The organism is Shewanella sp. MF05956, from assembly GCF_059758055.1.
The window spans coordinates 68,348-93,020 of sequence record NZ_JCAYNV010000001.1 but is presented as its reverse complement, the minus strand read 5'-3'; the positions used below and the strand labels follow the sequence as shown (position 1 = coordinate 93,020).

Genomic DNA, 24,673 nt, shown 5'->3' with positions numbered 1-24,673 from the left:
CAAAATGCGGCTCAATTGCTAAAGTGAGCTGCTTTTTCCTTTTAATGCGTACCTGAACTGGCAACATGAGATTAAAACAAATAAAACTTGCTGGATTTAAGTCGTTTGTAGACCCAACTAAAATCCCTTTTGATAACGCGTTATCAGCAATTATTGGCCCAAATGGCTGCGGCAAATCCAACGTGATTGATGCTGTGCGTTGGGTGCTGGGAGAAAGTAGCGCTAAAAATCTTCGTGGCGATTCGATGACCGATGTTATTTTTAACGGCTCATCTTCACGCAAGCCTATTTCTGTAGCCGGAGTTGAATTAGTTTTTGAAAACACTCAAGGGCGTTTAGCTGGGCAATATGCGAGTTATCAAGAAATATCAATTAAACGTCAAGTCAATCGCGACAGCGAATCAACTTACTTTTTAAACGGTCAAAAGTGCCGCCGTAAAGACATTACTGATTTATTTATGGGCACCGGGCTTGGGCCGCGAAGCTATGCGATTATTGAACAGGGAACGATTTCCCGTTTAATTGAATCTAAACCGCAAGAGCTGCGGGTGTTTATCGAAGAAGCAGCCGGTATCTCACGTTATAAAGAACGCCGCCGAGAAACCGAAAATCGCATTCGTCATACGCGTGAAAACTTAGCGCGTTTAAATGACATTAGGGTTGAATTAGGCGCACAACTCGACAAGTTATCACAACAAGCCAAAGCCGCATTACAATACCGCGAACTTAAAAATAGCGAACGTCAACTGCACAGCCAATTACTGGTTATTCGTTATCAAGAGCAACTTGCTCAAACCGATAAACTTGAAGCGGAATTAAGCGGGTTAGAGAGTCAATCTGAACAGCAGCAAAGCACCGCCCAACAGAGTGACACCAGTGTTACGCAGCTTAAACAGCAATTGGCTGAGTTAAGCGATGCTGAGCATAAATTAGTTGAGCAATACTATTTAACCGGCAATAACATTACTAAGCTCGAGCAACAGCTTAAGCATCAGCAACAGCAAGACTCGCAGCTGCAACAGCAAATCACGGCTTTGCAACAACAATTAGCCGCAGGTGAGTTGGCTATTGCGAGTTTGAACGACAACTACCAACAGTTAGTTGCACAAGCAGATGCCTTAACTCCGCATTGCGAGCAAGCTCAAGTTGCGCTTGAATTAATTGATGAACAATTATCTGTGGTAGAAGAGGCTTGTGATGATCAGCAATTACAGCTCACACAATATGCTGAAACTCTTGCGGCTAATAAAATGCAACTGGCCTTATCGCAATCAAGCTTAGCACACCAGCAACAAAGCTTGCAGCAAGACGAAAGCCAAAAGGTGCAACTAACTCAAGAGTTAGCTGCGCTAGAGCAACAAGAAAGTCACTCGCAATTAAGTGATACCCAAACACAACTAAGTCTTGTTGATACGCAGTTAGCTGAAACATTTGCCCAGCAACAACAAGGTGAGCAGCAACTTAGCACCGCGCAACATGCACTAGAGCTACAAAGAGATACTTACCAAACGCTTAAGCAAACCATGGCTCATCGCCAAGCTCGTTTACAGCTTATTGATGAATTGCTTGCCGGACACACACAATCGTCAGGCCAACAATTGTGGCAAGTAATACAAGTAAAACCAGGCTGGGAAAAAGCCGTTGATATGGTATTGCACGGATTAAGCCAATTACCGGTTTTATCCGCAGATGAAGCGCCTAGCCAAGCATTGATTGGCTTTGCTCAACAAACCAACCTGAACAATGATGCCTTTACGACAAAGGCTAATTTAGCGCCGTGGTTGTCGTCGGTCATTTGGGCACAAAATCTTGATGAAGCAACACAACTACTGCCACAAATTAATGATAATCAGTACATTGCCACTCAAGAAGGTTACCTCGTGGGCCACGGTTTTGTATTAAATCACACCCAAGCAGGGCAATCTGCCATCGTACTTAGCCAAGAGCGTGCAGTGTTAAGCGAACAATTGTTAACGTTAGACTCACAGTTGGCATCAGCGCAGCAAGCGTTAAGTGAACAGACCCAACAAGCCGCTGAGCAGCAAATACAATTAAGCCAGATACAACAACACTGTCATCAATTGCAAATTAGCCAAACAAAGCTGCAATCGACAGTGGCCAGTGTTCAACAGCAACTCAGCGATAAACAACAAAAACAACAAAAGTGCCAGGATACGCTTACCAAGCTTGAACAAGTCTATCGTGATAAACAAATGCAAATAGAAGCTTACGAAGCGCAAGTTTTCACTCAAGAAGATGCGTTGTCGACTGCCATTAATCAACATGAAGTCGCGCAATATGCATGGCAAAACAGCCAGGCAAAGCTGAGAGAAACCAAAAGTAAGCGTGCAGAAGCCCTAAGTCAATTAACACAGCAACAAGCTCAGCGACAACAACATGCCACTCAACAAGCGCTTAGCTTGCAACAATTACAACAACAAACTGAAAAACAGACTGAATTATCAAATCAGTACGCTCAGTTACAACAAATGTTGCAAGACAATCAACATCAGCGTGGTGAGCATCAATTAGCACAATTATCCGCTCAACTGACTGACGCACTTGAGCAACAGCAAGCCCTGCAGCGACAATTGCAACAAAATCGTGCTCAGCAATCCGAGTTGCAAACCAGTGTAGATAGCTCAGTATTGATGCAAAAACAACAGCTTGTAGTGTTACAGGACTTGACTCAAAAGATAAGCGCGTTAAAGTTACGTCGTGAGGGTTTAAAAGGGCAGGCCAATGCACAGCTACAATTGCTGCAAGAGCAACAAATTCAGTTGCAGCAGGTGGTTGCCGATATGCCAGAACATGCGAGTGCAAACGTGTGGGCAGAACAGCTAGAAAAGGTTAAACAAAAAGTTGTTCGCTTAGGCGCTATTAACCTTGCAGCAATTGAAGAATTTGAAACCCAGCGTGAACGTAAAGACTATTTAGACAGTCAAGATGATGATTTAAATAAAGGATTGTCTACGCTGGAAGATGCAATCAGAAAAATCGACAAAGAAACGAAAACCCGCTTTAAAGCAACATTTGAAGCGGTAAATCACGATTTAGGGCAATTATTTCCTAAAGTGTTTGGTGGGGGGAAAGCGTATTTGGCGCTCACCGATGATGACTTACTCGAAACGGGGGTCACTATCATGGCCCAACCACCGGGTAAAAAGAATAGCACCATACATTTACTTAGTGGTGGAGAAAAAGCGTTAACCGCTTTATCATTAGTCTTTGCTATTTTTAGACTAAATCCAGCACCTTTTTGTATGTTAGATGAAGTTGATGCACCTTTGGATGACGCTAACGTCGAACGTTTTTGTCGTTTATTGCAAGAAATGTCACAAAGCGTGCAATTTATTTATATCAGTCACAATAAAATAACGATGGAAATGGCTGATCAACTCATTGGCGTTACTATGCATGAACCGGGCGTTTCAAGGATAGTCGCAGTGGACATTGAAGCCGCAGTTGCCTTAGCCGATGCGGTATAAATTAGAAAGACAGGGATACTAATGAAAGATCTACAACTGGTGTTGTTTGTATTAGGCGCGATCGCAATTATTGCGGTGTTAGTGCATGGTTTTTGGTCAATTAGAAAACAACAACCTAAATCAATGAAGCAAAGTCCGATGGCCGGATTTTATAAAAACCAAGCTCAACGTCGTGACACTGAAGGTTTCGATGCGGATGGTATTGGCAAAGTTCGCGTACGCAATGCTGACGAAGTTGAAGCAACGGTGAATAAGCCTATTCTGAAAACTAATTTAAGCCAAAAACCGCTTAACTCACCCCAGATGACTCAAAGTAACACACCGTTACAGGATTCTTTACGCCAACCAGAACCCGTCACAGTGACACAACCTGTTCAGCCAACGCTAAATGTTGAAAATGATGCACCAACACCTACACCGCCTAGCGTGGCCCAAAGCGTGAGCTCAGCCATGAGTTTACCGAAAAAGATTTTTAATACCTCAACCAGCACGGCAAAATTAGAAAGTTATACCGGTAAACCCTTGCCAGCAAAAACAGAACCAGTGAAATCTGCACCTGTTCACGCAGAGCCTGCTAAGCCACGAGTACAAACGCCAAGCCAACCAGCCGTTAACGCAACAGCTGAACCCGTAACGCAGTCACCTCGCGTTGAGGCTAAGCCTACTGAAGCTGTACAGGTAAACGCTGAGCCCAAAGCCACGGTAACCGATGAGCCTATTGAACCTACCGATGTATTAGTGCTGCACATTGTGGCAAAGCCGGGTGAGCAAATTCATGGCGCAGAATTATTACCTAGTTTGTTGTCACTTAACTTTAAGTTTGGCGATATGGATATCTTCCATCGTCATATTGATAATGCAGGGACTGGCAAGGTGTTATTTTCATTAGCCAACATGTTAAAACCTGGCATATTTGACCCAGACAACATGGAGCAATTTGTCACCCAGGGGGTGGTATTATTTATGACATTACCCGCTTTTGGCGACCCAATGATGAACTTTACCATTATGCTTAACTCGGCCTATCAAATTGCTGATGACCTAGGCGCTGAGTTACTCGATGGCCAACGTCAACCCTGGTCAGATGCCATTAAAAAAGACTATATAAGACGTGTTAACGCCGCGTAAATAAGGCGGAATTTGTTGTGTTAACACCGCTTTAAGGCCGCAGCAGCGGCCTTAATTGTTTTACCCCTTTATTGGCATAACATCTCACGCTATGTGATAAAACGACTTTACGTTCAACTTGTATGACGACGGATACCCAAATGCACGCAATTCAAACCGAAATGGATCAACTGACTCAGACCATCAATCAGCACAATATTCGCTATTATGTTGATGATGCCCCCTCGATCCCTGACGCTGAATACGACAGATTAATGCAACGTTTGATCGCGCTTGAACGTGAATATCCGCAATTGACTTTGCCAGACTCGCCTAGCCAACGAGTGGGCGGTGTAGCATTGCAAAAATTTGCTCAAATCACCCATTTAAAGCCCATGCTGAGTTTAGATAATGCCTTTGAGCAAAGCGATTTTGACGCTTTCAATAAACGCATTACCGATAAAGTCGACCAGGTTGACTATGTTTGCGAACCTAAACTAGATGGCTTAGCGGTATCGATTACCTACCGAAACGGCATGCTTGAACGGGCCGCGACACGTGGCGATGGTTCAGTTGGCGAAGATATTACCGAAAACTTGCGTACTATTCGTTCTATCCCATTAAAACTACGCGGCGAAGGTTTTCCTGAATTAGTCGAGGTGCGCGGCGAAGTGTTTATGCCTAAAGCCGCATTTGAGGCACTCAACCAACGCCAAATGAGCAAAGGTGATAAAGTCTTTGTTAATCCGCGTAATGCCGCAGCAGGCAGTTTGCGCCAATTAGACAGCAAAATCACCGCGTCACGCGCCTTGGGGTTTTACGCCTATGCGCTTGGGGTTGTTGAAGGTGAATCGCAACCAATGCAAATGACCCATTTTGGCCAGTTAACCCAACTCAAGCAGTGGGGGTTACCGATGAGCTCAGAAGTGAAAGTTTGTGACAGTGTTGAAAAAGTCTTTGCTTATTATCAAGATATTATGACTCGTCGCAGTCAGCTTGATTATGAAATCGACGGCGTCGTCATCAAAGTTAATGACATTACTAAGCAGTTGTCTTTAGGTTTTGTTGCTAAAGCACCGCGTTGGGCCATTGCCTATAAATTCCCTGCACAAGAAGAAATGACCTTACTTGAATCCGTTGATTTTCAAGTTGGCAGAACGGGCGCAGTGACACCGGTTGCACGGTTAAAACCGGTGTTTGTTGGTGGCGTAACCGTGTCAAACGCAACATTACATAACGCAGATGAAATTGCCCGTCTTGGGGTCAAAATTGGCGACACAGTCATCATTCGCCGTGCAGGCGACGTTATCCCACAAATTGTCGCGATTGTGTTAGAACAACGTCCTGAAGATGCCAAAGAGATTGTATTTCCGCTGCATTGCCCGGTGTGCCAAAGTATTGTTGAACGATTAGAAGGTGAAGCGGTTGCGCGTTGCAGTGGCGGCTTATTCTGTGAAGCGCAGCGCAAAGAAGCGATTAAACATTTTGCTTCGCGTAAAGCGCTTAATATTGATGGTATGGGCGATAAGATTGTTGAACAACTGATTGATAAAGAGCTCGTTAAAACCCCCGCGGACTTATTTTCACTCACTGCATCGGCTATCACTATGCTTGACCGCATGGCCATGAAGTCGGCCACTAACATAGTTGCCGCCATTAAAGAAGCCAAAGCCACTACGCTGGCGAGATTTTTATACAGTTTGGGCATTCGTGAGGTTGGTGAAGCCACCGCTGCGAACTTAGCTCAACATTTTGCCGATTTTGAACGTATCCGCAGCGCCAATGTTGAACAGCTACTGGAAGTGAGCGATGTCGGTGATATTGTGGCAAAACACATTAGCCAGTTTTTTGCACAACCACACAATATTGAAGTCATTGAACAATTACTTGCCGCGGGCATTACCTGGCCAGCGATAGAGAAAGCAGATGAATCACAATTAAGCCTTAAAGGCCAAACGTGGGTGTTAACGGGCACTTTGACGCAACTTAACCGCAATGATGCTAAAGCACAGCTACAAGCTTTGGGAGCCAAAGTGGCTGGCAGTGTGTCTAAAAATACCGATTGCGTAGTTGCAGGTGAAGCCGCGGGGTCAAAATTGGCTAAAGCGCAAGAGTTAGGTGTTAAAGTGATCGATGAGCAAGGGTTATTAGACTTACTCAATGCAAGCAATTAATTTACTCAAGATGATCACTGTATTGATGTCTTTGGCTGCCGATAAGAGCTTATTGTGAATTTTAGTCATATTACCTGGCTCGATGAGCGCGGCCACATTAAACCGCCATTATTTTTATATTTGATTTTGGTCTTTTTAGCGCGTGGTTGGTGTATCTTTATTGCTTCACTGACTCAATTTAATGACCGTTCAGGTTTAGTGCGTTTGTTTTACCCAGAAAAAAGCGATTTTATTCTGGCATTAATTGCTGGAGTGGGTGCAGTATTACTCTATGGATTAGTGATAGCAGAGCGAAAACGCAGCTGGGTAATGTTAAGGCCCTTATTTAGCCGAAGTATTTGGTTGTTATGGGCTTTACTCATTTTAGATGCGGTGTTTTTAATGCAACGGATAGTACATGACGATTACTTATTTAAAGTGGGTTACTCGCTTGATGCACTTTTTTTATTTTGGTCTGTGATTTATGTACTAAAATCAAAGCGGTTGCATTATTACTTTGCAGATTGGAGCTTAGAAGATAGCGATGTGGCTCATGCATCGAAAACCGACACTGATACAAACACGTCGTTGTAAGCGATTTAGCAGTGAAATGACGGAGTTATATGCAATGTCAGCACCCAAATTATGAGATATAAACGACATAGATAACGACAATGTTAGTGTAATAATGACATTATCACTCAGGCCCGACTTGGCGAATGTGAAAGGAACACGACTTTGGCTAAAGCAGAATTAACACAAATACCTGTTTCTCAAATGGTTATTGGTTTAACCGTGAAGCTGCCTTTGTCGTGGACCAGCCATCCATTTTTCCGCAGTAAAGTGAAATTAGAACAACAAGTACAAATTGAGATGATTAAAGGTCTCGATGTTGATTTTGTTTATGTGATTGCTGGCCATGATTTATTGCCTGTCATTGAAACCCCTATCGAAATAGAACAACCGCAAGAAGAACCCGTTCAAGAAGTGGATTACCGCCCGCTGGTTAAAAAAAGTATGCGAATTAGCCAACAACGTTTTGTTAAATCGGTCAATGACAGTCGTACCGTGTTTGGAAAAGTGGTGAGCGATCCTGAAGGCACTTATCGTGAAGCGGCAACCTTAGTTGAAGACTTAGTTGAACATTTATACGAGAGTGAAACCCCGCACTTAACTCTTGTAGGCAGTGGCGAAGCCGATAAGAGTGTCACACATCATGGCATTTCAGTGGCAGTATTGGCCATGATGATTGCCCATGCTCTGGAGCTGTCAAAAGCCGAAGTGCGCGACATTGCATTAGGCAGTTTATTTCACGACATCGGTAAGCTTAAAGTGCCAGAAGACATTAGGCGTAAGCGCGGTGAATTAACGGATGTTGAAGCTAACTTTCTCAAAAAACACCCGAACTTTGGTTTTGAAATGTTAAAACGAAGCGGGTTGTTTCCAGATGCGATGCTCGATATTGTTTTGCATCATCATGAGTTTATTGATGGCAGCGGCTATCCCGATGGTTTAAATGAAGTCAAATTGTTAATCACTACCCAAGTCGTGTCATTGGCCAACGATTACGAAACGTTATTGTCCAAATACCACACGCCACAAATAGCACTGGGGATTTTATTTAAAAATCACAGTAGTAAGCACAGTGATAAACTCATTTCGGTATTGGTCAAAATATTAGGTATTTATCCGCCAGGTACCATAGTGCGCTTAACCGATGACAGCATCGCTAAAGTCATGATGACCACCGCTGACGTTAAACAACCGCATGTATGGTCTTGTGATATCACTGGCGGCGAGGCCAGTTTTCGGTTTTTAATTAACGAAGATGTGCAGGTTAAAGAAGTCATTAAGTTAGAAGAGTTATCGGAAGGTGCAATTAAAACACTCCAGGCCAATAATTCAATTAGCTTTTATTTTAATCATTTTAATCACTAAAACGGCTCGAGGCTCAATGAATACAATAACCCTTATTGGATGTGGATGGTTTGGGCTTCCTTTGGCAAAGCACCTCATAAACCAAGGTTTTCAGGTTAAAGCCTCAAAACGTCATGTTGATGATTTAGTTTCATTACCGCAAATGGGTATTGAAGGTTATCAGCTAGATTTAGCCAATGTCACCCTTGATGCTAAAGCTTCATCATTGTTTGATGCCGACGCCATTGTGATAAATATTCCTCCTGGGTTACGCCGTGGAGAATCTGACTACATTGCTTATTTAACCGAGCTTAAATCGCTAATGGGTACGAGGCAGTATCAAAAGGTGATATTTATTAGCACTACGGGTGTCTATCCCTCGCTTGACCAAACAGCGAACGAAGATGATGCCAGTGCATTTAATGGCATGAGTGAGACGTTATTACAAGCCGAGTCGATGTTTGCTTCAATGGCTAACAGTTGTATTGTTCGATTCTCTGGCTTGATTGGTCCTAAGCGTCACCCAGGACGTTTCTTTGCTGGTAAATCTGATGTCAGTGGTGCGAATGTCGCGGTTAATTTAGTGCATCTTGAGGATTGTATCGCTGCCGTTAGTTTAATTTTATCAACACAGGATACATTACCCATTTATAATCTAGCGGCGCCAATTCATCCTACTCGTGGTGAGTTTTATGTTGCAGCGGCAAAGCATCTTGGGTTAACTGCGCCAGAATTTAATCAACAATCACAACCGAGTAAAGTGATTGATGGCCAGTTAATTTGTCGTGATTTAGGTTATGTGTATCGTCAACCCAATCCACTCAAAATGCTTGATGCTTGCTAAACAAGCATAGGCTATAATAGCCGGCATATTTTGAATAAAAGGCAATTATTGTGACGACTCAAACTCAAGCGTTTGCATTACTTCCAGGTGATGAATTCGTAGAACTGTACAAAGTATTAAAAGTACAAGGCCTAGTCAATGGCGGCGGCGATGCCAAGCACGTCATTACTGAAGGACAAGTGACCGTTAACGGTGACGTTGATACGCGTAAACGTAAAAAATGCGTTGTTGGCGATATTATTTCGTTTAACGGTGCAAACATTGAAATTGTTGCTGCTCAATAAAGGACAAATACATGCAATTCCCAGATGATGACAACGGCCAAATGCTGGCGGCTATGGCTGAAGCCGGTATTGATTTAACTCAATCACTCGAAGTTGATTTCTTTTTGGTATTTGACGATCAACGTGATGCTGAATCCGCTATCGAAGCGTTAAGTAAAACCGACATGAACGGTGAGCTAGAGCTTAATTTCGACGAAGAAAGTACCAAGTGGGAAGTGATTGTATGCCTTCACATGGTGCCAGAATATAAAGCACTTGTTGCCAAAGAAACCGAATTGAATACGTTTGCACAAGAGTTTGATGGTGTTTCAGACGGTTGGGGTGTTATGCAGCATCAACATGGCGACGACGAGTTTGCTGATGATGAAGATGATCACGAATGCAGTGAGCATTGCCACCACTAGTACAGCCGCGTTTTACCTATTCATTGAGTCATCCCTCATTGAATAAAAAAGCCGTTAATGCCCAGCATTAACGGCTTTTTTATTTTTAACTTGTCAGCTCATCAATCGACTAACCAACTGATGGATTAATGGAAATAGTATAACAAGCTATTCTTTGATTTCTTCAACGACTTCTTTGGTTTCTCGGCCAATGGCTTTCACTGTGTCGCGTGTGCCGTGCCCAATGGCGGTGGTGACTTTTTTTGTCGTGTGACCTATTTCTTTGCCCGTTTGTTTTAATTCTGCGCATGCTGATAAGCACAGCATAATACTCAATGGGACTAATATTAAGATGACTTTTTTATACATTGTAGTAGCCTGTTATAAATGAGTGCTAAACGTATCATTTGCTTACTTTAACGATAATAATCTTGATGATACAGGGAAAAATTAAGGGAATACCATGGATGTTAATGCCACAAAAATTGGCCAAATTATATTTGTTATCACCGTTATCATGGTATTTTTTACCTTGAGATTTGCCAAGGGCAAAACGACAAACTTACCGTTAATTGGCTTTTATGCCATTTTGCTCAATGTTATTTTTGCGCCAGCTGGTTGGATATATTGCTGGTATTGGTCAACAAAGCCAATGTTGCCTAAAGAATAAACCTCGCGCACTCGTGAGTGGCAAATCCGTAAGGATGTTGCGCTAATATTGACGCAAGTTAACCACGGTTAATGGTTAAATCAGATACATAGCCGTGCTGAGTTGCGACTAAAGCATTTTTTAGCATTTGTGCTGCTTCATCGGCCGTCATAAAACTTGATGTGTCGATGTCCTTACCGCTTGTTGACCAAAAGTCGGTTGCCATTCCGCCAGGATAAACCGCAATCAACTTCATTGGGCTTGATTTTAACTCTAATCTCAATGATTCAACTAAACCTTTTACTGCCCATTTTACAGCGCAGTACGTTGACTCATTGGCTTTGCCCGCTTGTGCTGCCGTTGACATTACCACTACCACATTAACCTTATGTTCACGATAACGACTGACGAGCTCGCGTAATACCAAAATGCTTGATGTCAGGTTGTTGTTAATGAGTTGATTAATCGCTTGCGGGCTTTGTTGTTCAATAGGGCCAAAGTAACCACTACCCGCGCAATGAATTACCGTTGTTGGTGGTGCTGACAATTTCGAAAATAAATGATGCACATCTTCTGCTATGCATAAGTCTGCGACTTGGGTTACCACATTAGCTTGCTGAGTAGGGGTAAGCTTAGCGGTTACCGCTGCCAGTTTTTGTTCGCTGCGACCGCTAATGAGCAGTGAGCATTCATCTGCTGCATATTGTTGAGTCAGGGCTGCACCTAGGCCACTGCTGGCGCCAGTAATAACAATCATAATAAACCTTATGGCAAATATTCACTAAGCTGGTCACTATACCAATGCAGTGCTAAACCGCAATCATGGCGTGAGTTAAGCCAACGAGAATAAATTACCGGAACGCTTTGTATTTTGACGTTAAAGATTGTCTAATACTGCCTTGCTTATTGTCATACAGACAGTACATTTGTCGCTAATAACGAGAATTTCCATGTTTGAACTCACGCTCCAACTTGCGCTTATTTTATTTGCTGTTGCTTTAATTGCGGGTTTTATTGATTCAATAGCTGGTGGCGGTGGGTTACTCACTATACCTGCCTTAATGTGGGCCGGGTTACCTCCTGCCGCTGCGTTAGGCACCAATAAACTCCAAGCCTGTGGTGGCAGCTTTTTTGCCAGCTTGTATTTTGTCCGCAAAGGCATGGTTGATTTAAGCAGCATTAAGTTATCGTTAGTATGTGCTTTTGTTGGTGCGGCCATTGGTACTATCTTTGTGCAAATGATTGATGCAAAGCTTCTTGAGTTAGTGCTGCCATTTTTAATTTTAGCGATTGGCTGTTACTTTTTGTTTTCTAAAAAGATCAGTGAAGATGATCGCCAGCAAGTGTTTACGCCTACTATGTTTGCTTTTACTGCTGCGCTAGGTGTTGGCCTTTATGATGGTTTTTTTGGCCCAGGTACCGGTAGCTTTTTTGCCTTAGCCTTTGTATCACTTGCCGGTTTTGGACTTGCTAAAGCAACGGCTCACGCCAAATTACTAAACTTTGCTACCAACATTGCTTCATTAATTTTTTTTTTAATTGGTGGTCAAGTCGTTATCGTTTTAGGGCTAATTATGCTGGTAGGGCAATCTATTGGCGCAACACTGGGCTCACGTTTAGTGGTCACCAAAGGTGTTAAAATTATTAAGCCGCTGGTGGTGATTATGTCATTGGGCATGAGCATCAAATTGTTGTGGTCACAATATATGTAAATGCACTGTTGTAAGCGGTAAAACGTCAATCTATTTAGCATTAAGCAATACTTCAAATTAAAGGGATGTTATGCGCATTATTCACACATCAGATTGGCACCTAGGCCAATATTTTTACGGCAAAAGCCGCGCTGCAGAGCATCAAGCATTTATGCATTGGCTACTGAGCCAAATTGAGCAGCATCAAGTCGATGCGCTGATTATTGCAGGTGATATTTTCGATACTGGCACACCGCCTAGCTATGCCCGTGCGCTCTACAATCAATTTATTGTGCAAATTCAACAAACCGGTTGCCAACTGATTATTTTGGGCGGAAATCATGATTCAGTGTCGACCCTCAATGAGTCAAGACACCTGTTAGCCTGCCTTAACACCACCGTTATCCCCGGGGCATTTGACAGTATAAGTGAGCATGTTATTCCGCTTAAAAACCGTCAAGGTGAAGTGGGTGCTATCTTGTGTGGACTGCCGTTTTTGCGACCGCGCGACATGGTGCTCAGTGAGTCAGGAGAATCGTCTTTAGACAAGCAGCGCAAACTGGGTGACGCCATTAGTGATTTATATCAGCAGTGTTTTGAGCAAGCCTGTGCATTAAATGCAACGTTAGCAACACCGGTGGCAATAGTGGCAACTGGCCACTTAACCACAGTCGGTGCCAGCACATCTGAGTCGGTACGTGATATCTATATCGGCAGTTTAGATGCTTTTAACGCCTCGCATTTTCCGCCAGCTGATTATATTGCCCTGGGCCATATTCATCGCCCTCAAGTGGTGGCTAAGTCTGAACATATTCGTTATAGCGGTTCACCTATTCCATTAAGTTTTGATGAATTATCGAGTCAACATCAAGGCAATAAATCTGTTTTTCTCGTTGAGTTTACTGATGCAAAACTCAGCACCGTTACGCCATTAATGGTGCCAATGTTTCAAGCTATGCAAGTGCTAAAAGGTGATTTGGCCAGTATTGAACAGCAGTTATCTGCGTTTGATGACAAGCTTACAGGCGAGCAAACGATATGGTTAAGTATTGAGATATCGCAGCAAGACTACTTATCTGATCTGCAATCGCGCATTGCCGAACTCACTCAAGATAAAGCCGTTGAGGTATTGCAGTTAAAACGTGCCCGCAGTCAACGTCAGCAGCATATTAAACAACTTGATAATGAAACCTTATCAGAGCTTAGTGTCAGCCAGGTGTTTGCTCGCAGATTAGCTCAAGAGCAATTTGATAGTGAAGCTCAACAAGTGCAGCTTAGCCGGATTCACAATTGCTTTAATCAAGTGGTCGCCGAGATTGAGTCAGAGCGTAATCGTCCTGAAACCTCAGCAAGCCATGTAATGCAAGAATCTACTCACAAACTACACATGACCGCGAACACAATAGATGATGCGCAAGAAGGTGAGCAAGCATGAAGATTTTAAGCCTTCGCTTTAAAAACATTAATTCACTGAAAAATGAGTGGAAAATTGATTTTACTCAATCACCTTTTGCCGAAAATGGCTTGTTTGCGATTACTGGCCCAACTGGCTCGGGTAAAACCACCATTTTAGATGCCATTTGTTTAGCGCTTTATCATCGTACACCAAGATTAAATAATATCTCTAAAACCACTAATGAGTTGATGACACGCGGCACAGCAGAATGTTTAGCTGAAGTCGAGTTTGAAGTCAAAGGCGTGGCATATCGCGCTTTTTGGAGCCAACGTCGCTCGCGTGATAAAGCCGACGGTAATTTGCAAGATGCACAAGTTGAGTTGGCATTATTAAGCGATGGTAAAATCCTCGCCAGCCAAATTAAACGTAAAACCGAATTAGTCGAAGAAATCACTGGCCTTGATTTTGCGCGTTTTACTAAATCGATGATGTTGTCTCAAGGGCAATTTGCGGCGTTTTTAAATGCCGATGCCAATGATCGAGCCGAACTATTAGAAGAGCTGACTGGCACCGAAATTTATGGCTTAATTTCGGCGCGAGTGCACCAACACTTTAGTGAGGCTAAAACCAACTTAAAAGTGTTAGAGGCCAAATTAGGCAGCGTTGAGCTATTAGATGACTCTCAGCGCGCCACTCAGGAACTGCAAATACAACAACTTAACCAGGCATTAGACGCGCAGCAACAGCAGCTAGCGCAATTAAGTGCATTTTTAAGCTGGGCTGATAACAGTGCGCAAGCAAAAAACGCGTTCACACAGGCGAGTGAGCAACATCAGCAAGCACTGTTGCTACAACAACGTCATCTTGCTGAGCTTATTCAATTAGAGCACAGCGAACCTGCCCAGCAGATATCACCTTTGTTTGAACAACAACAAACGGCCCAAGCCAAAGTGGTGAGTTTAACCGCGCAAATGACTTCGCTGACACAACAAACGCAACAAGCTGAGACGGTGTTAACCCGCCACAAACAACAGCAAAGTGCGAGTCAGCAACAGCTTGACGAGGTGACTCAGGCGCACCAAGCCTTACTCACGTTAATTGATCAACAAGTGCAGCCGTTAGACCAACAAATCGCACAGTTGAGTTATCAATTGTCGCAGGTGGTTTCTACCCATCAACATACTGAGCAACAGCAACAAAACGCGGTTCAACAGCAGCAACAATTACAGGTGCAGCAAGAGTCTCTGACCTTAACTAAACAACAGATTCAACAACAGCTCGATAGCCTGCCACAAGGTGGGGAAGTGGCTAAAAAGTTCGCTGCTTGGCAGAGTCAATATGAGCAGGTACTGCAATTAAACCAGCAACGTGAACACATTAATCAACATGTTGCCAAACAACGGCTCACGATAAACCAAACAGACGCAACCTTAGGCGAGCTTACTCCGCAAATAAGTCAGGCTCAGGCATCGCTAACCCAAGCAACTGCGCAACAAGCAACCAGTCAAGATGCGTTAACCACCTTGCTAGCGGGTCAAGATGAGGCGCAGATTAATGCTGAGTATCAGCTATTACTGGAGCAGCAAACTGGCCGCTATCAATTAAGTCAGTTGTTTAACCAGTTTGAGCAGCAACAACAGCAATGCCTAGCGCTAACCCAACAATCCACGCAATGTGAGACAGAATTACAGGCATTAGCACAAGCGCTAACAAGGGTAAGGGCGCAGTGGAGTGAGAAAAGTCAGCAGGTCAAAGACGTGCAAATGCTGTTGCAGCAAGAACAACAAATTGCCAATTTGACCTTGGAGCGAGCCAAGTTAATCGCCGGCGAGCCTTGTGCTTTGTGTGGCTCAACGGAGCATCCGTTAGTTGAGCGTTATGAAACGCTTAATGTATCAGCAACCGAGCAGCGAGCGCTGCAATTGCAAACGGAATTAGAGGCAATTAAACAGCAGGGTGAGCAGCTTAAAAACCAGCAAACGGCTTTACACGTTAGACTTGAGCATGCGCAGCAACAACTAAGCCAGACTCAAACCCAATTACAAGCAACCCATGAGCAATGGCTGCAACAAACACAAGTGTTATCCATCTCGCTGCAATTAGATTTACAATACAAAGACGCATTAACCACTTATATCGCTGAGATTGAACATAAGCAACAGCAACTCGCGTTAACCTTGAGTCAGCTAAATCAAAGCCAAAAAACCTTACATCAACATCAACAAGTTTGTGTGCAAGCAGAGCAAGCGTTAAGCAAATGGGTTAACCAACAAGGTTTGTTGCAGCAACAACGCAATAATGTGCAGCAAACATTGCAAGAGCAGGAGCTACAACTTGATACGCTTAACCAGCAACAAGCAGACACGCTTGAATCCGTTGCCTTGCAAATTAACGCCAGCGGGCTGACAGCGCCGGATATTACGGATGCCACTAAGTGGTTAACGCAATTACAACAACAACTTGATGCATGGACACAAGCGCAACAGCAAGCGGTTGATAATCAACAGCAGTTAACCATCACCGGTGAAAAACTCACCGCAAGCCAACAGCATATGACAGAAGTTACAACGCAGTTGGCGTCGATAACAGAGCAGGTGTCTCACGCGCAAACTCAGCTGGATAATGTTAAAACACAGCGCCAATCCGTTTTTGCTGACAAAGTGATAGAAGATGAAAAGTCACGCAGCCAGCATCAGTTAGCACAGCGCCAACAGGCTTTATTGGCGGTGGAACAGCAATTACAACTTGCCGATAAACAACTTGCCAGTTTACAAGCACAGCAGCAAAGCATTACGGCGCAGGCCAATGAAGCCACTGCAGATTACCAACACCTGCTGCAACAGTGGCAGTCAGCACTGCAAGACAGTCCTTTTGCCGATGAAGCGGCGTTTAAACAAGCACGACTCACTCCACAAGAGCGCCAAAGGTTACAACAACTTAAGCAACAACTCGACAATGACATTGTTAAAGCAAGCACAATTGTTGAGCAAGCCAGTCTGCGTCAAACCGAGCTCATGGAACTTGGTGAGCAGCAACAATATAATGCCCAACGTTATAGTGACACAGAGCAACAACATCAAACATTAACCGCACAGCAGCAACAAGATAAACAAACGCTGTGGCGCTTAACTCACGAGCTCGAACAAGATGCAAGTAAACGAGCAGGGCAGCAGCAACTGCTGATTGAACAAGCTCAAATGCAACAAGATTACGATGACTTAGCCTACTTACATTCGTTAATTGGATCACAAAAAGGCGATAAGTTCCGCAAATTTGCTCAAGGCCTCACTTTGGATCATTTGGTTGCTTTAGCCAATCGTCAACTAGATAGGCTGCAAGGTCGATATTTATTAGAGCGTAAAGAATCCGATGCATTGGAGCTACAAGTGCTCGACACCTGGCAGGGCGACGCTGTGCGTGACACCAGAACCTTGTCTGGCGGCGAAAGCTTTTTAGTCAGCTTAGCCCTTGCGTTAGCACTTTCTGACCTTGTTAGTCATAAAACGAGCATTGACTCACTGTTTTTAGATGAAGGCTTTGGTACGTTGGACAGCCAAACCTTAGATACCGCATTAGATGCACTCGATAACTTAAATGCATCAGGCAAAATGATTGGTGTAATTAGCCATATCGAAGCGATGAAAGAGCGGATCAGCGTACAGATAAAAGTGAATAAAATGAACGGGCTTGGAATTAGCAAATTACCGAATGAATATGCCGTTAATTGAGTTTGATCTGCTTCAAGCTCCCGTGATAACTGCAATCGAGTTCAAACAAATTATTAAATAAATATCATTTTATATTTGTAATATGATTTTTTTTTGATATAAAAGAGCGTTGATATGCAATTTGAGTGCAAAAGTCCGTGTTTTAAACAGTTTTACCGGACGCCGTAGTATCAAATATTGGGTCATATTGATAACAAAAACGACGTGTAGGCACAGTATTAATCCGTTTAATCTCTGCCTCGCAATAACAATTTGCAGTAAAAGAAAAACAAAAAATATAAAGCGTCATCTTTTAGGGTGGATTAGACATTGCTAACGAGTAAAATTATGGGCTTTCAAAGGCCCGACGTAAGTTCGTTGAACTTACCTAACTTGCACAAGAAGCTATTGCTTGCAAGTGTGTTTGTTGTTGGAGCCGCATTGTTATGGCCCACCCAACAAGAGTTTTCATCACAACGTATTCCAGTGGCAATTGATATCGATTCGTTATTGCCACACATCGCTCTACAGGATCAATCCCCAGTTGCTGTTCATCAAGTTACCCCTATTCTAGACCGTGTTATCGAAACGGGTGACACCTTAAGTCATTTGTTTCAGCTTGCCGGTATCGACCAGCGCACCATGTATAAAGTGCTAGAAGCCGACTTAGAAGTGTTAGCGTTAGATACATTATTGCCAGGTAACCGCATCCAGTTTTGGGATAACGCTAACGGCGAGTTAGAAAAATTAGAATTATATTTTAATCCAGCACATCAAGTGGTGTTCACCCGTTTTGAAGACGGTAGCTTTGAAGTAAAAGACATCAACATTGATGGTATTTGGCAAAATCGTATTGTCGGTGGTGAAATCAACGGCTCTTTTTATGTTTCTGCAAAAAATGCAGGCTTAAGTGCCGGCGAAATTCAAAAAGTTGAATCACTCTTAAAAGCCAAGTTAAACTTTTCTCGTGAGCTTCGTGCTGGCGATACGTTTTCTGTATTGGTTAATGATCAATTTGTAGAAGGCGAGCCAACAGGCATGACCTCTATTGAAGGCATTCGCATCAATACGGGCCGTCGAGACATTACTGCGTTTCAAAATGTTGATGGTAATTTTTACGATATTAATGGTCAAAGCTTAGCCCCTGCATTCCAACGTATTCCTTTAGATCGCAAAGTACGCTTAAGTTCGCGCTTTAATCCAACACGTAAGCATCCCATTACCGGTCGTATTCGTCCTCATAATGGTACTGACTTCGCGACACCTATCGGAACTAAAGTTGTGGCTCCTGGTGAGGGAGTTGTCACTATGGTCACCAAACATGCGTTCGCCGGTAACTACATTGTGATTGAGCATGACAACAAGGTGCGTACTCGCTACCTGCATTTGTCGAAGTTTTTAGTCAAAAAAGGTCAACGAGTCACTCGCGGACAGGTTATTGCATTATCGGGTAATACCGGCGCATCTACTGGCCCACATTTACATTATGAGTTCATTGTAAATGGTCGCCCAGTTGATGCTATGAAAGCCAATATTGCAGAAGCAAAAGTGTTGCCGAAAAAGCAATTACAAGAGTTTCAGGCGCTAGTGCGTAGCCGCACTATGATGATGGACCTGGGTTAATGAATCCTCAATAACTCTGCTGTTTATTATCATGATGAAAACAATATAAAAATGCAGCCTAAGTGCTTAATGCCGATCAGTTAAGAACTGAAGTTATAAAAAATATACCGATCTATTGACCGATCTTTTTAGTCTGCCAAAATCCGATAATCTTCATTATCGGATTTTTTTATGGAACTTTCAGAAGCATTAGCCCGCACTTCAATTAACCGCCTAACAGAGTTCTCATGCCTTGCTGATGTCCTTGAGCCCGATATTATTCAATCTTGCCTAGACTCTAACGGTGTTGCCACATTAAGACGACGAAAACTCCCTATGGACGCTATGGTTTGGGCTGTTATTGGTATGTCTTTATTTCGCAATGAATCCGTTCGTCAATTGATTAATAAGCTTGATATTGTCCTGCCACAAGAGGTTGATTATGTCGCAAGAAGTGCAGTCACACAGGCCAGAAAAAAACTGGGAAGTGATGTCGTTCGCGATATATTCCATCGTTCTGCCGCCACTTGGCATCAACGTGCTGAACATCCTCATTGGTGTGGTTTGAACCTATATGGCGTTGACGGTGTAGTCTGGAGGACTCCTGAAACGAAAGAGAATAGTGCGGCTTTTGCACGTACGGCAAACAAAGCGAGTGAATCAGGTTACCCTCAAGTTCGCATGGTTTGTATGATGGAACTGAGTAGTCACTTGCTTGTTGATAGTGTATTTGACAGTGTGGCTGAAAATGAAATGAATTTAGCCGCTAAGCTTATCAAAAGCGTGCCCGACAACAGCTTAACCTTGTTTGATAAAGGCTTTTACTCGCTGGGTTTATTACACGATTGGCGCGCTAAAGGCGTCAACTGCCATTGGTTATTACCGTTAAAAAAAGGCACTCAATACGAAGAAATCCGCAGTCTAGGTAAACACGATAAGCTTGTCAGGCTAAGTACAACACCCCAATCGAGAAAGAAGCGTCCTGATTTACCATTCACAATCGAAGCCAGATTAACGACTCGTCAGATAAAAGGTAAACAGGTCAGTATCCTGAGTTCAATGCTTGACCCGATGGCTTATCCTAGTGCTGAAATTGTTGATTTATATGCTCACCGCTGGGAAATAGAGCTAGGATATCGAGAGATGAAGCAGTATATGCTTGAAAGTCGATTTACGCTGAGAAGCAACCTTCCAGAGCTGATACACCAGGAGTTATGGGGGTTATTATTAGCTTATAATTTAATACGTTATAAAATGATTTTAATGGCCAAGTCGCTTAAAAGCGTATTTCCAAATCAACTGAGCTTTCGAGATGCCTCATCTCATATTATCAATCAGCTCACCAATATGCCGTTATATGCCCCAGGAAATGTCCCGAGATTTATTTTAGACATAGAGAGAAATGCTAAACAGTTTAAGCTAGAAGGTAGACGAGAAAGAAGTTATCCGAGGTGCCTAAAAGTCAGTAAAAATGGCTACCCGGTGGCAAAAAGAAAAAATGCCGCTCACCTTAAGTGAACGGCATTAGCCTAAGTGCTGCATTTTTTATGTCGGTTTTTCACACTGCCGCCATCGGCTCGGTATTAGTATCGACAAAAGCCAGAGTGCGATTTATGTTAGTGCACAAAGAACAAAGAACAAAGAACAAAGAACAAAGAACAAAGAACAAAGAACAAAGCAGACCCCAAATATAGCGGTAACTCTTGTGGGCTAACATTGTCGCAATAGCAGAACGGTTCTAGTGTGAATATTTCAATACTCGTCCCTAAAGGGCAACGTTAGGTAACACAATGAAACAGAATATTGTTCATATTGCCCTCGTGGTAAAAGATTACGATGACGCAATCGATTTTTATGTAAACAAATTAAACTTTGAGCTTATCGAAGATACTTATCAGCCGGAACAAGATAAACGCTGGGTTGTTGTCGCGCCGCCAAACTCACATGGCACTGCGATATTATTGGCTAAGGCTTCAAAGCCTGAACAACAGGATTTTATTGGTAATCAAACTGGCGGCCGTGTGTTCATCTTTTTGAATACCGATGACTTTTGGCGCGATTACAAGCGGATGAAATCGATTGGTATTCACTTTGTGCGTGAGCCGCAAGAACAAGACTACGGTACCGTTGCGGTGTTTGAAGATTTATACGGCAATTTATGGGATTTACTTCAGCTAAATCCTGATCATCCAATGGCAAAAAGGTAGGTATCAACTGATTGCTGCCTGTAACCTGTAATGCTATTTATCCATTGTTCTTGCTACAATATTATTCATACATTGTCATTTCAGATTACGGGTTTATCCGCTGCATTTATGGCCTAACATTCTCTGCATCTGCTTCTGTTCTTGGATCCATTTCATAAGCCGTTGGGCTGGCCATATCTGTCACAGCGCGAAAGCTTTCTTTGGTTTCGAGCGTTGAAGAGAGTGTGTGGCTACGGCGTCTCAATAACACGATGATAAAAAAGGTGGCGAGGCATATGCTGGTAAAGGCGTATAACCCTTGAGCACCTATTAGCCCCATAGCAAGTGATGCGATTGGTGCCCCGATGGCAGACGATAAGCCAAGTGTGATGAGCATGGCACTGCTTATTTCAACAAAGTCTTCTGAGGTCGCGTTGTCGTTAGCGTGAGCTAAGCATATCGCGTACAACGTCATACAGGTTCCTCCCCAAAAAAAGGCCGAAATAGCTGCCGGCCAGCCGCCAAAGGTACTGACAACATAGGGAAGACCGATAAATAATAATGACACAAAAGCACCGGCTAGCGCGGTAAACATCAATACACTTCGTCGATCAAAACGGTCAGATAATTTACCTAATGGCACTTGAAAGCAGGCCCCACCAAGCACGGTAGCGGATAAAAATGCGCCTAATTGAATACTGTCAAAACCATTATCTTTAGCGTAAATAGGGGCCAAAGCCCAAAATGCACCAGTAACAAACCCCGCTACTACGGCGCCAATCAGCGCGACATGAGAGTGTTTCCACACTTTGGCCATATTTAAGGTCACTTGTTTTACGACCGCGGGCGCAGATGAACGAGTCAATGATACTGGGATTATCGCAATGGATATGAATATAGCCGCTAAACCGAACAGCATGGATTCCCTTGCACTGCCCAAGTTAAACAACTGCTGACCACACATCACCATGACTAAATTTAATGTGGTGTAAATAGACAGTATTGAACCTCGATTACTTGCTGTAGATGTACCGTTTAACCAACTTTCGATAATCATATACAAGCCAGAAATCACCACTCCAATCAGGAATCGTAACAACATCCAACTATAAAACTCTGGTAATAAAGGGAATACTAATATGACCACGGAGTAGCATGTTGCGAGCACTGCAAAGCTACGTATATGGCCCACTCGCTTCAGCATGTACGGTGTTGCTAAGCAACCTGAGACAAAACCTAGAAAGTAAGCAGAACCGGTTAATGCCACTTGCGTATCGCTGAATCCTAATTCACTCGCTGCAATGGGCAGTAAAGTAAGTAATAAACCATGGCCCAGTAATAGGAAGGCATTCGATATCAGTAACGCTGAAATTGGGATTAACGCGTTTAACATGTTACTCCAAAGGCTGCTATGGCATATACACTGGTATACGGTGAGCCAATATTTGTAGTATTAAATTCAGGTTTTTCTAAGCGGATTTTAATCCTGTGTGTTGCTATGTTGATGCTATTGTTGTGCAACTCGACTATGACTAGCGAGCTAATAAGCGACTGCTACTGTTAGATGAGCTTATCAGCTTCATTAAGGTTGGAAGATTTATGCCAACTATTGGGATTGCTTTTTATTTAATATTATCAGACGATTAGTTTTTGACTATCACGATGAGATTAACTTCATAGCACCAACTCGGTAGGGATTTTATTTATATTGCACTTATATTGAGCAATATAGTCACACGCATAATGAATCATTTAAGCCAGGGAATATGAACATTGGTTATTGAAATTGAAGCTTATAGCGGCGATATTAACCAGTAGGATGGTTTATCAAAAACCTTTTATGAGTCGTTTTATGTACAGGGAAGTGAAAGTGAGAAAATCATTAATTTTATGGGTATTTTGGATATTGACTGGACCGGCTTTAGCGGGAGATAACTATAAACCACAATCAAATATTTCGTTGTTAAGGTCATTAGATGCTGGGTATATGATTATTGGTACAACGCATACAAACAATATCAATGATCTTCAATTAGTTGATATCGAAAACTTATTTTATGAACTTAATCCTTCGTTAATCCTTTTAGAGGGCGGATTTTGGCCAGATAAAGCGAGCCAGTCAGCCGCAGTTGAGTGCTGTGGTGAAATGGGTTTTATACAGTTTTTAGCGAAAAATAATAATGTCAAAGTATCAACTTGGGAAGGTGATAGTCTAAGTGAAGCTCGGTTTATCTTGGATAAATTTGATAGTGAAAGCGTGAAGATTTTTTATCTGTTAAGACAGGCTCCTCAATTATTTAACCATGCTAACCTTGCTGAGGCGACTGAGAAAATGACGTCATTATTGGGAGAGTCTGGTTTTCCTGCTCAAGAGTATCAAATCCTTTCGAAGCCACATTCAATTGAACAGCTAAACAGTATGTTATCGTCAATGGTTGGTAAAACGATTTCATGGAATGAGTTTACTACGGCTGATATTTTCGATGCTCAACTTAACACTATTGAGTTCTCGAAGTTCCAAGCAATTAAAGACCGTATAAATGAGTTTAGAGATCTTAACGCTGTGACAAAGCTTAAAACGGCACTTGCGAATAAAGAGAGAGTGATTTTCATTGGTGGACAACTGCATTTTGTTCCGGTTATGAATGCGATTATCAAACCATAATGGCATTTAGAACTACTGCTTATTAAGGTGCGATAGTCATGAAGTAACCATTATGAAGTTGTTGGTTTACAGATGTCTACCTAACCTTCATCTTACAAAAAACAATTAATTTGAGGAAGCTATGAATCTCAATCAAGTGACATTACCTGTGTCAAATATGGATAAGGCGGTGGCGTTTTATCAATTATTGGGGTTTACCTTAATCGTTGATACGCCACATTATGCGCGCTTTGAATGCCCGATGGGGCAGAGTTCGTTTTCGTTATCATTAGCGCCTGAATCGACGATGAATGGCGCGGTGATTTACTTCGAACATGCTGAGTTAGATAGCTGGGTAGATGACTTGCTAGCAAAAGGCATTGAGTTTGCTCAGTTACCCAAAGATGAAGCCTATTTATGGCGTGAGGCGATATTGTTTGACCCGAGTGGCAATAAGCTAAAGCTTTATTGGGCGGGTGAAAATCGTTTAAATCCGCCTTGGCGAGTTAATTCATAAACCGGAGCGAGCCACTACCAGAGTTTACTATAATGCGTTGTGGTTAGGTGTAATGACGTTATCGTGATGTTAATAAGGGGCTAAGCGATGTGTTGTCGCATTAAC

At 42.8% G+C, this 24,673-nt stretch carries 20 protein-coding genes; 17 read left to right on the top strand and 3 right to left on the bottom strand.

Annotated elements, in window-relative coordinates:
• Window positions 1-65 precede the first annotated feature (65 nt).
• The 8 genes from smc to AC19MX_RS00385 all read left to right on the top strand — a co-directional run bounded on the left by smc (window position 66) and on the right by AC19MX_RS00385 (window position 10,197).
• A complete protein-coding gene (gene smc, locus AC19MX_RS00420) occupies window positions 66-3,488 on the top strand; it encodes a chromosome segregation protein SMC (protein ID WP_432402678.1) in 3,423 nt (1,140 codons plus the stop codon).
• A 21-nt stretch (window positions 3,489-3,509) separates the two neighbouring features.
• A complete protein-coding gene (gene zipA, locus AC19MX_RS00415; RefSeq protein ID WP_432402680.1) occupies window positions 3,510-4,616 on the top strand; it encodes a cell division protein ZipA in 1,107 nt (368 codons plus the stop codon).
• A gap of 140 nt (window positions 4,617-4,756) precedes the next feature.
• Window positions 4,757-6,769, top strand: a complete 2,013-nt coding sequence (ligA, locus tag AC19MX_RS00410; protein WP_432402682.1) for an NAD-dependent DNA ligase LigA — start codon at window positions 4,757-4,759, stop codon at window positions 6,767-6,769.
• Window positions 6,770-6,823: 54 nt separating this feature from the next.
• Window positions 6,824-7,342 (top strand): DUF2919 domain-containing protein, encoded by a 519-nt coding sequence (locus tag AC19MX_RS00405; protein WP_432402684.1) that lies wholly within the window; start codon window positions 6,824-6,826, stop codon window positions 7,340-7,342.
• A 144-nt stretch (window positions 7,343-7,486) separates the two neighbouring features.
• Window positions 7,487-8,686 (top strand): cyclic di-GMP phosphodiesterase, encoded by a 1,200-nt coding sequence (locus AC19MX_RS00400; protein WP_432402686.1) that lies wholly within the window; start codon window positions 7,487-7,489, stop codon window positions 8,684-8,686.
• 16 nt (window positions 8,687-8,702) lie between these two features.
• Complete coding sequence (locus tag AC19MX_RS00395; RefSeq protein ID WP_432402688.1) at window positions 8,703-9,509, top strand: NAD(P)H-binding protein; 807 nt, start codon at window positions 8,703-8,705, stop codon at window positions 9,507-9,509.
• A 50-nt stretch (window positions 9,510-9,559) separates the two neighbouring features.
• Complete coding sequence (locus AC19MX_RS00390) at window positions 9,560-9,793, top strand: RNA-binding S4 domain-containing protein (RefSeq protein ID WP_432402690.1); 234 nt, start codon at window positions 9,560-9,562, stop codon at window positions 9,791-9,793.
• A gap of 11 nt (window positions 9,794-9,804) precedes the next feature.
• On the top strand, window positions 9,805-10,197 hold the full coding sequence (locus AC19MX_RS00385; protein WP_432402692.1) for a ribonuclease E inhibitor RraB: 393 nt from the start codon (window positions 9,805-9,807) through the stop codon (window positions 10,195-10,197).
• Between the two features lie 147 nt (window positions 10,198-10,344).
• Here AC19MX_RS00385 and AC19MX_RS00380 read toward each other — a convergent pair whose 3' ends face one another.
• Window positions 10,345-10,545 (bottom strand): hypothetical protein, encoded by a 201-nt coding sequence (locus AC19MX_RS00380; RefSeq protein ID WP_432385170.1) that lies wholly within the window; start codon window positions 10,543-10,545, stop codon window positions 10,345-10,347.
• A gap of 94 nt (window positions 10,546-10,639) precedes the next feature.
• Between AC19MX_RS00380 and AC19MX_RS00375 the strand changes: the two genes are divergently transcribed.
• Window positions 10,640-10,846: a hypothetical protein gene (locus AC19MX_RS00375; RefSeq protein ID WP_432402694.1), complete on the top strand. Its 207-nt coding sequence runs from the start codon at window positions 10,640-10,642 to the stop codon at window positions 10,844-10,846.
• A 58-nt stretch (window positions 10,847-10,904) separates the two neighbouring features.
• On the opposite strand, the gene AC19MX_RS00370 is transcribed toward AC19MX_RS00375, so the two are convergent.
• The gene (locus AC19MX_RS00370; RefSeq protein ID WP_432402696.1) at window positions 10,905-11,582 is read right to left on the bottom strand and encodes an SDR family NAD(P)-dependent oxidoreductase; all 678 of its coding nucleotides are present in this window, start codon (window positions 11,580-11,582) and stop codon (window positions 10,905-10,907) included.
• A 193-nt stretch (window positions 11,583-11,775) separates the two neighbouring features.
• Between AC19MX_RS00370 and AC19MX_RS00365 the strand changes: the two genes are divergently transcribed.
• From AC19MX_RS00365 to AC19MX_RS00340, 6 genes are all read left to right on the top strand, one after another.
• Window positions 11,776-12,537: a TSUP family transporter gene (locus tag AC19MX_RS00365; RefSeq protein WP_432402698.1), complete on the top strand. Its 762-nt coding sequence runs from the start codon at window positions 11,776-11,778 to the stop codon at window positions 12,535-12,537.
• Window positions 12,538-12,607: 70 nt separating this feature from the next.
• Complete coding sequence (sbcD, locus tag AC19MX_RS00360; protein ID WP_432402700.1) at window positions 12,608-13,951, top strand: exonuclease subunit SbcD; 1,344 nt, start codon at window positions 12,608-12,610, stop codon at window positions 13,949-13,951.
• The gene (locus AC19MX_RS00355; protein WP_432402702.1) at window positions 13,948-17,640 is read left to right on the top strand and encodes an AAA family ATPase; all 3,693 of its coding nucleotides are present in this window, start codon (window positions 13,948-13,950) and stop codon (window positions 17,638-17,640) included. The genes sbcD and AC19MX_RS00355 overlap by 4 nt, the downstream gene beginning before the upstream one ends.
• Before the next feature lie 327 nt (window positions 17,641-17,967).
• Window positions 17,968-19,242 carry a peptidoglycan DD-metalloendopeptidase family protein gene (locus tag AC19MX_RS00350; RefSeq protein ID WP_432402704.1) on the top strand — a complete coding sequence of 425 codons (1,275 nt, stop codon included), beginning with the start codon at window positions 17,968-17,970 and terminating at the stop codon, window positions 19,240-19,242.
• 171 nt (window positions 19,243-19,413) lie between these two features.
• Window positions 19,414-20,739, top strand: a complete 1,326-nt coding sequence (locus tag AC19MX_RS00345; protein WP_432402706.1) for an IS4 family transposase — start codon at window positions 19,414-19,416, stop codon at window positions 20,737-20,739.
• Between the two features lie 272 nt (window positions 20,740-21,011).
• Window positions 21,012-21,428 (top strand): VOC family protein, encoded by a 417-nt coding sequence (locus AC19MX_RS00340; protein ID WP_432402708.1) that lies wholly within the window; start codon window positions 21,012-21,014, stop codon window positions 21,426-21,428.
• A 106-nt stretch (window positions 21,429-21,534) separates the two neighbouring features.
• On the opposite strand, the gene AC19MX_RS00335 is transcribed toward AC19MX_RS00340, so the two are convergent.
• Window positions 21,535-22,800 carry an MFS transporter gene (locus AC19MX_RS00335; RefSeq protein ID WP_432402710.1) on the bottom strand — a complete coding sequence of 422 codons (1,266 nt, stop codon included), beginning with the start codon at window positions 22,798-22,800 and terminating at the stop codon, window positions 21,535-21,537.
• A 477-nt stretch (window positions 22,801-23,277) separates the two neighbouring features.
• Here AC19MX_RS00335 and AC19MX_RS00330 point away from each other — a divergent pair, with 477 nt between their 5' ends.
• A complete protein-coding gene (locus AC19MX_RS00330) occupies window positions 23,278-24,072 on the top strand; it encodes a hypothetical protein (RefSeq protein WP_432402712.1) in 795 nt (264 codons plus the stop codon).
• A 121-nt stretch (window positions 24,073-24,193) separates the two neighbouring features.
• Entirely contained in the window at window positions 24,194-24,568 is a 375-nt protein-coding gene (locus tag AC19MX_RS00325) for a VOC family protein (protein ID WP_432402714.1), read from the top strand.
• Window positions 24,569-24,673 lie beyond the last annotated feature (105 nt).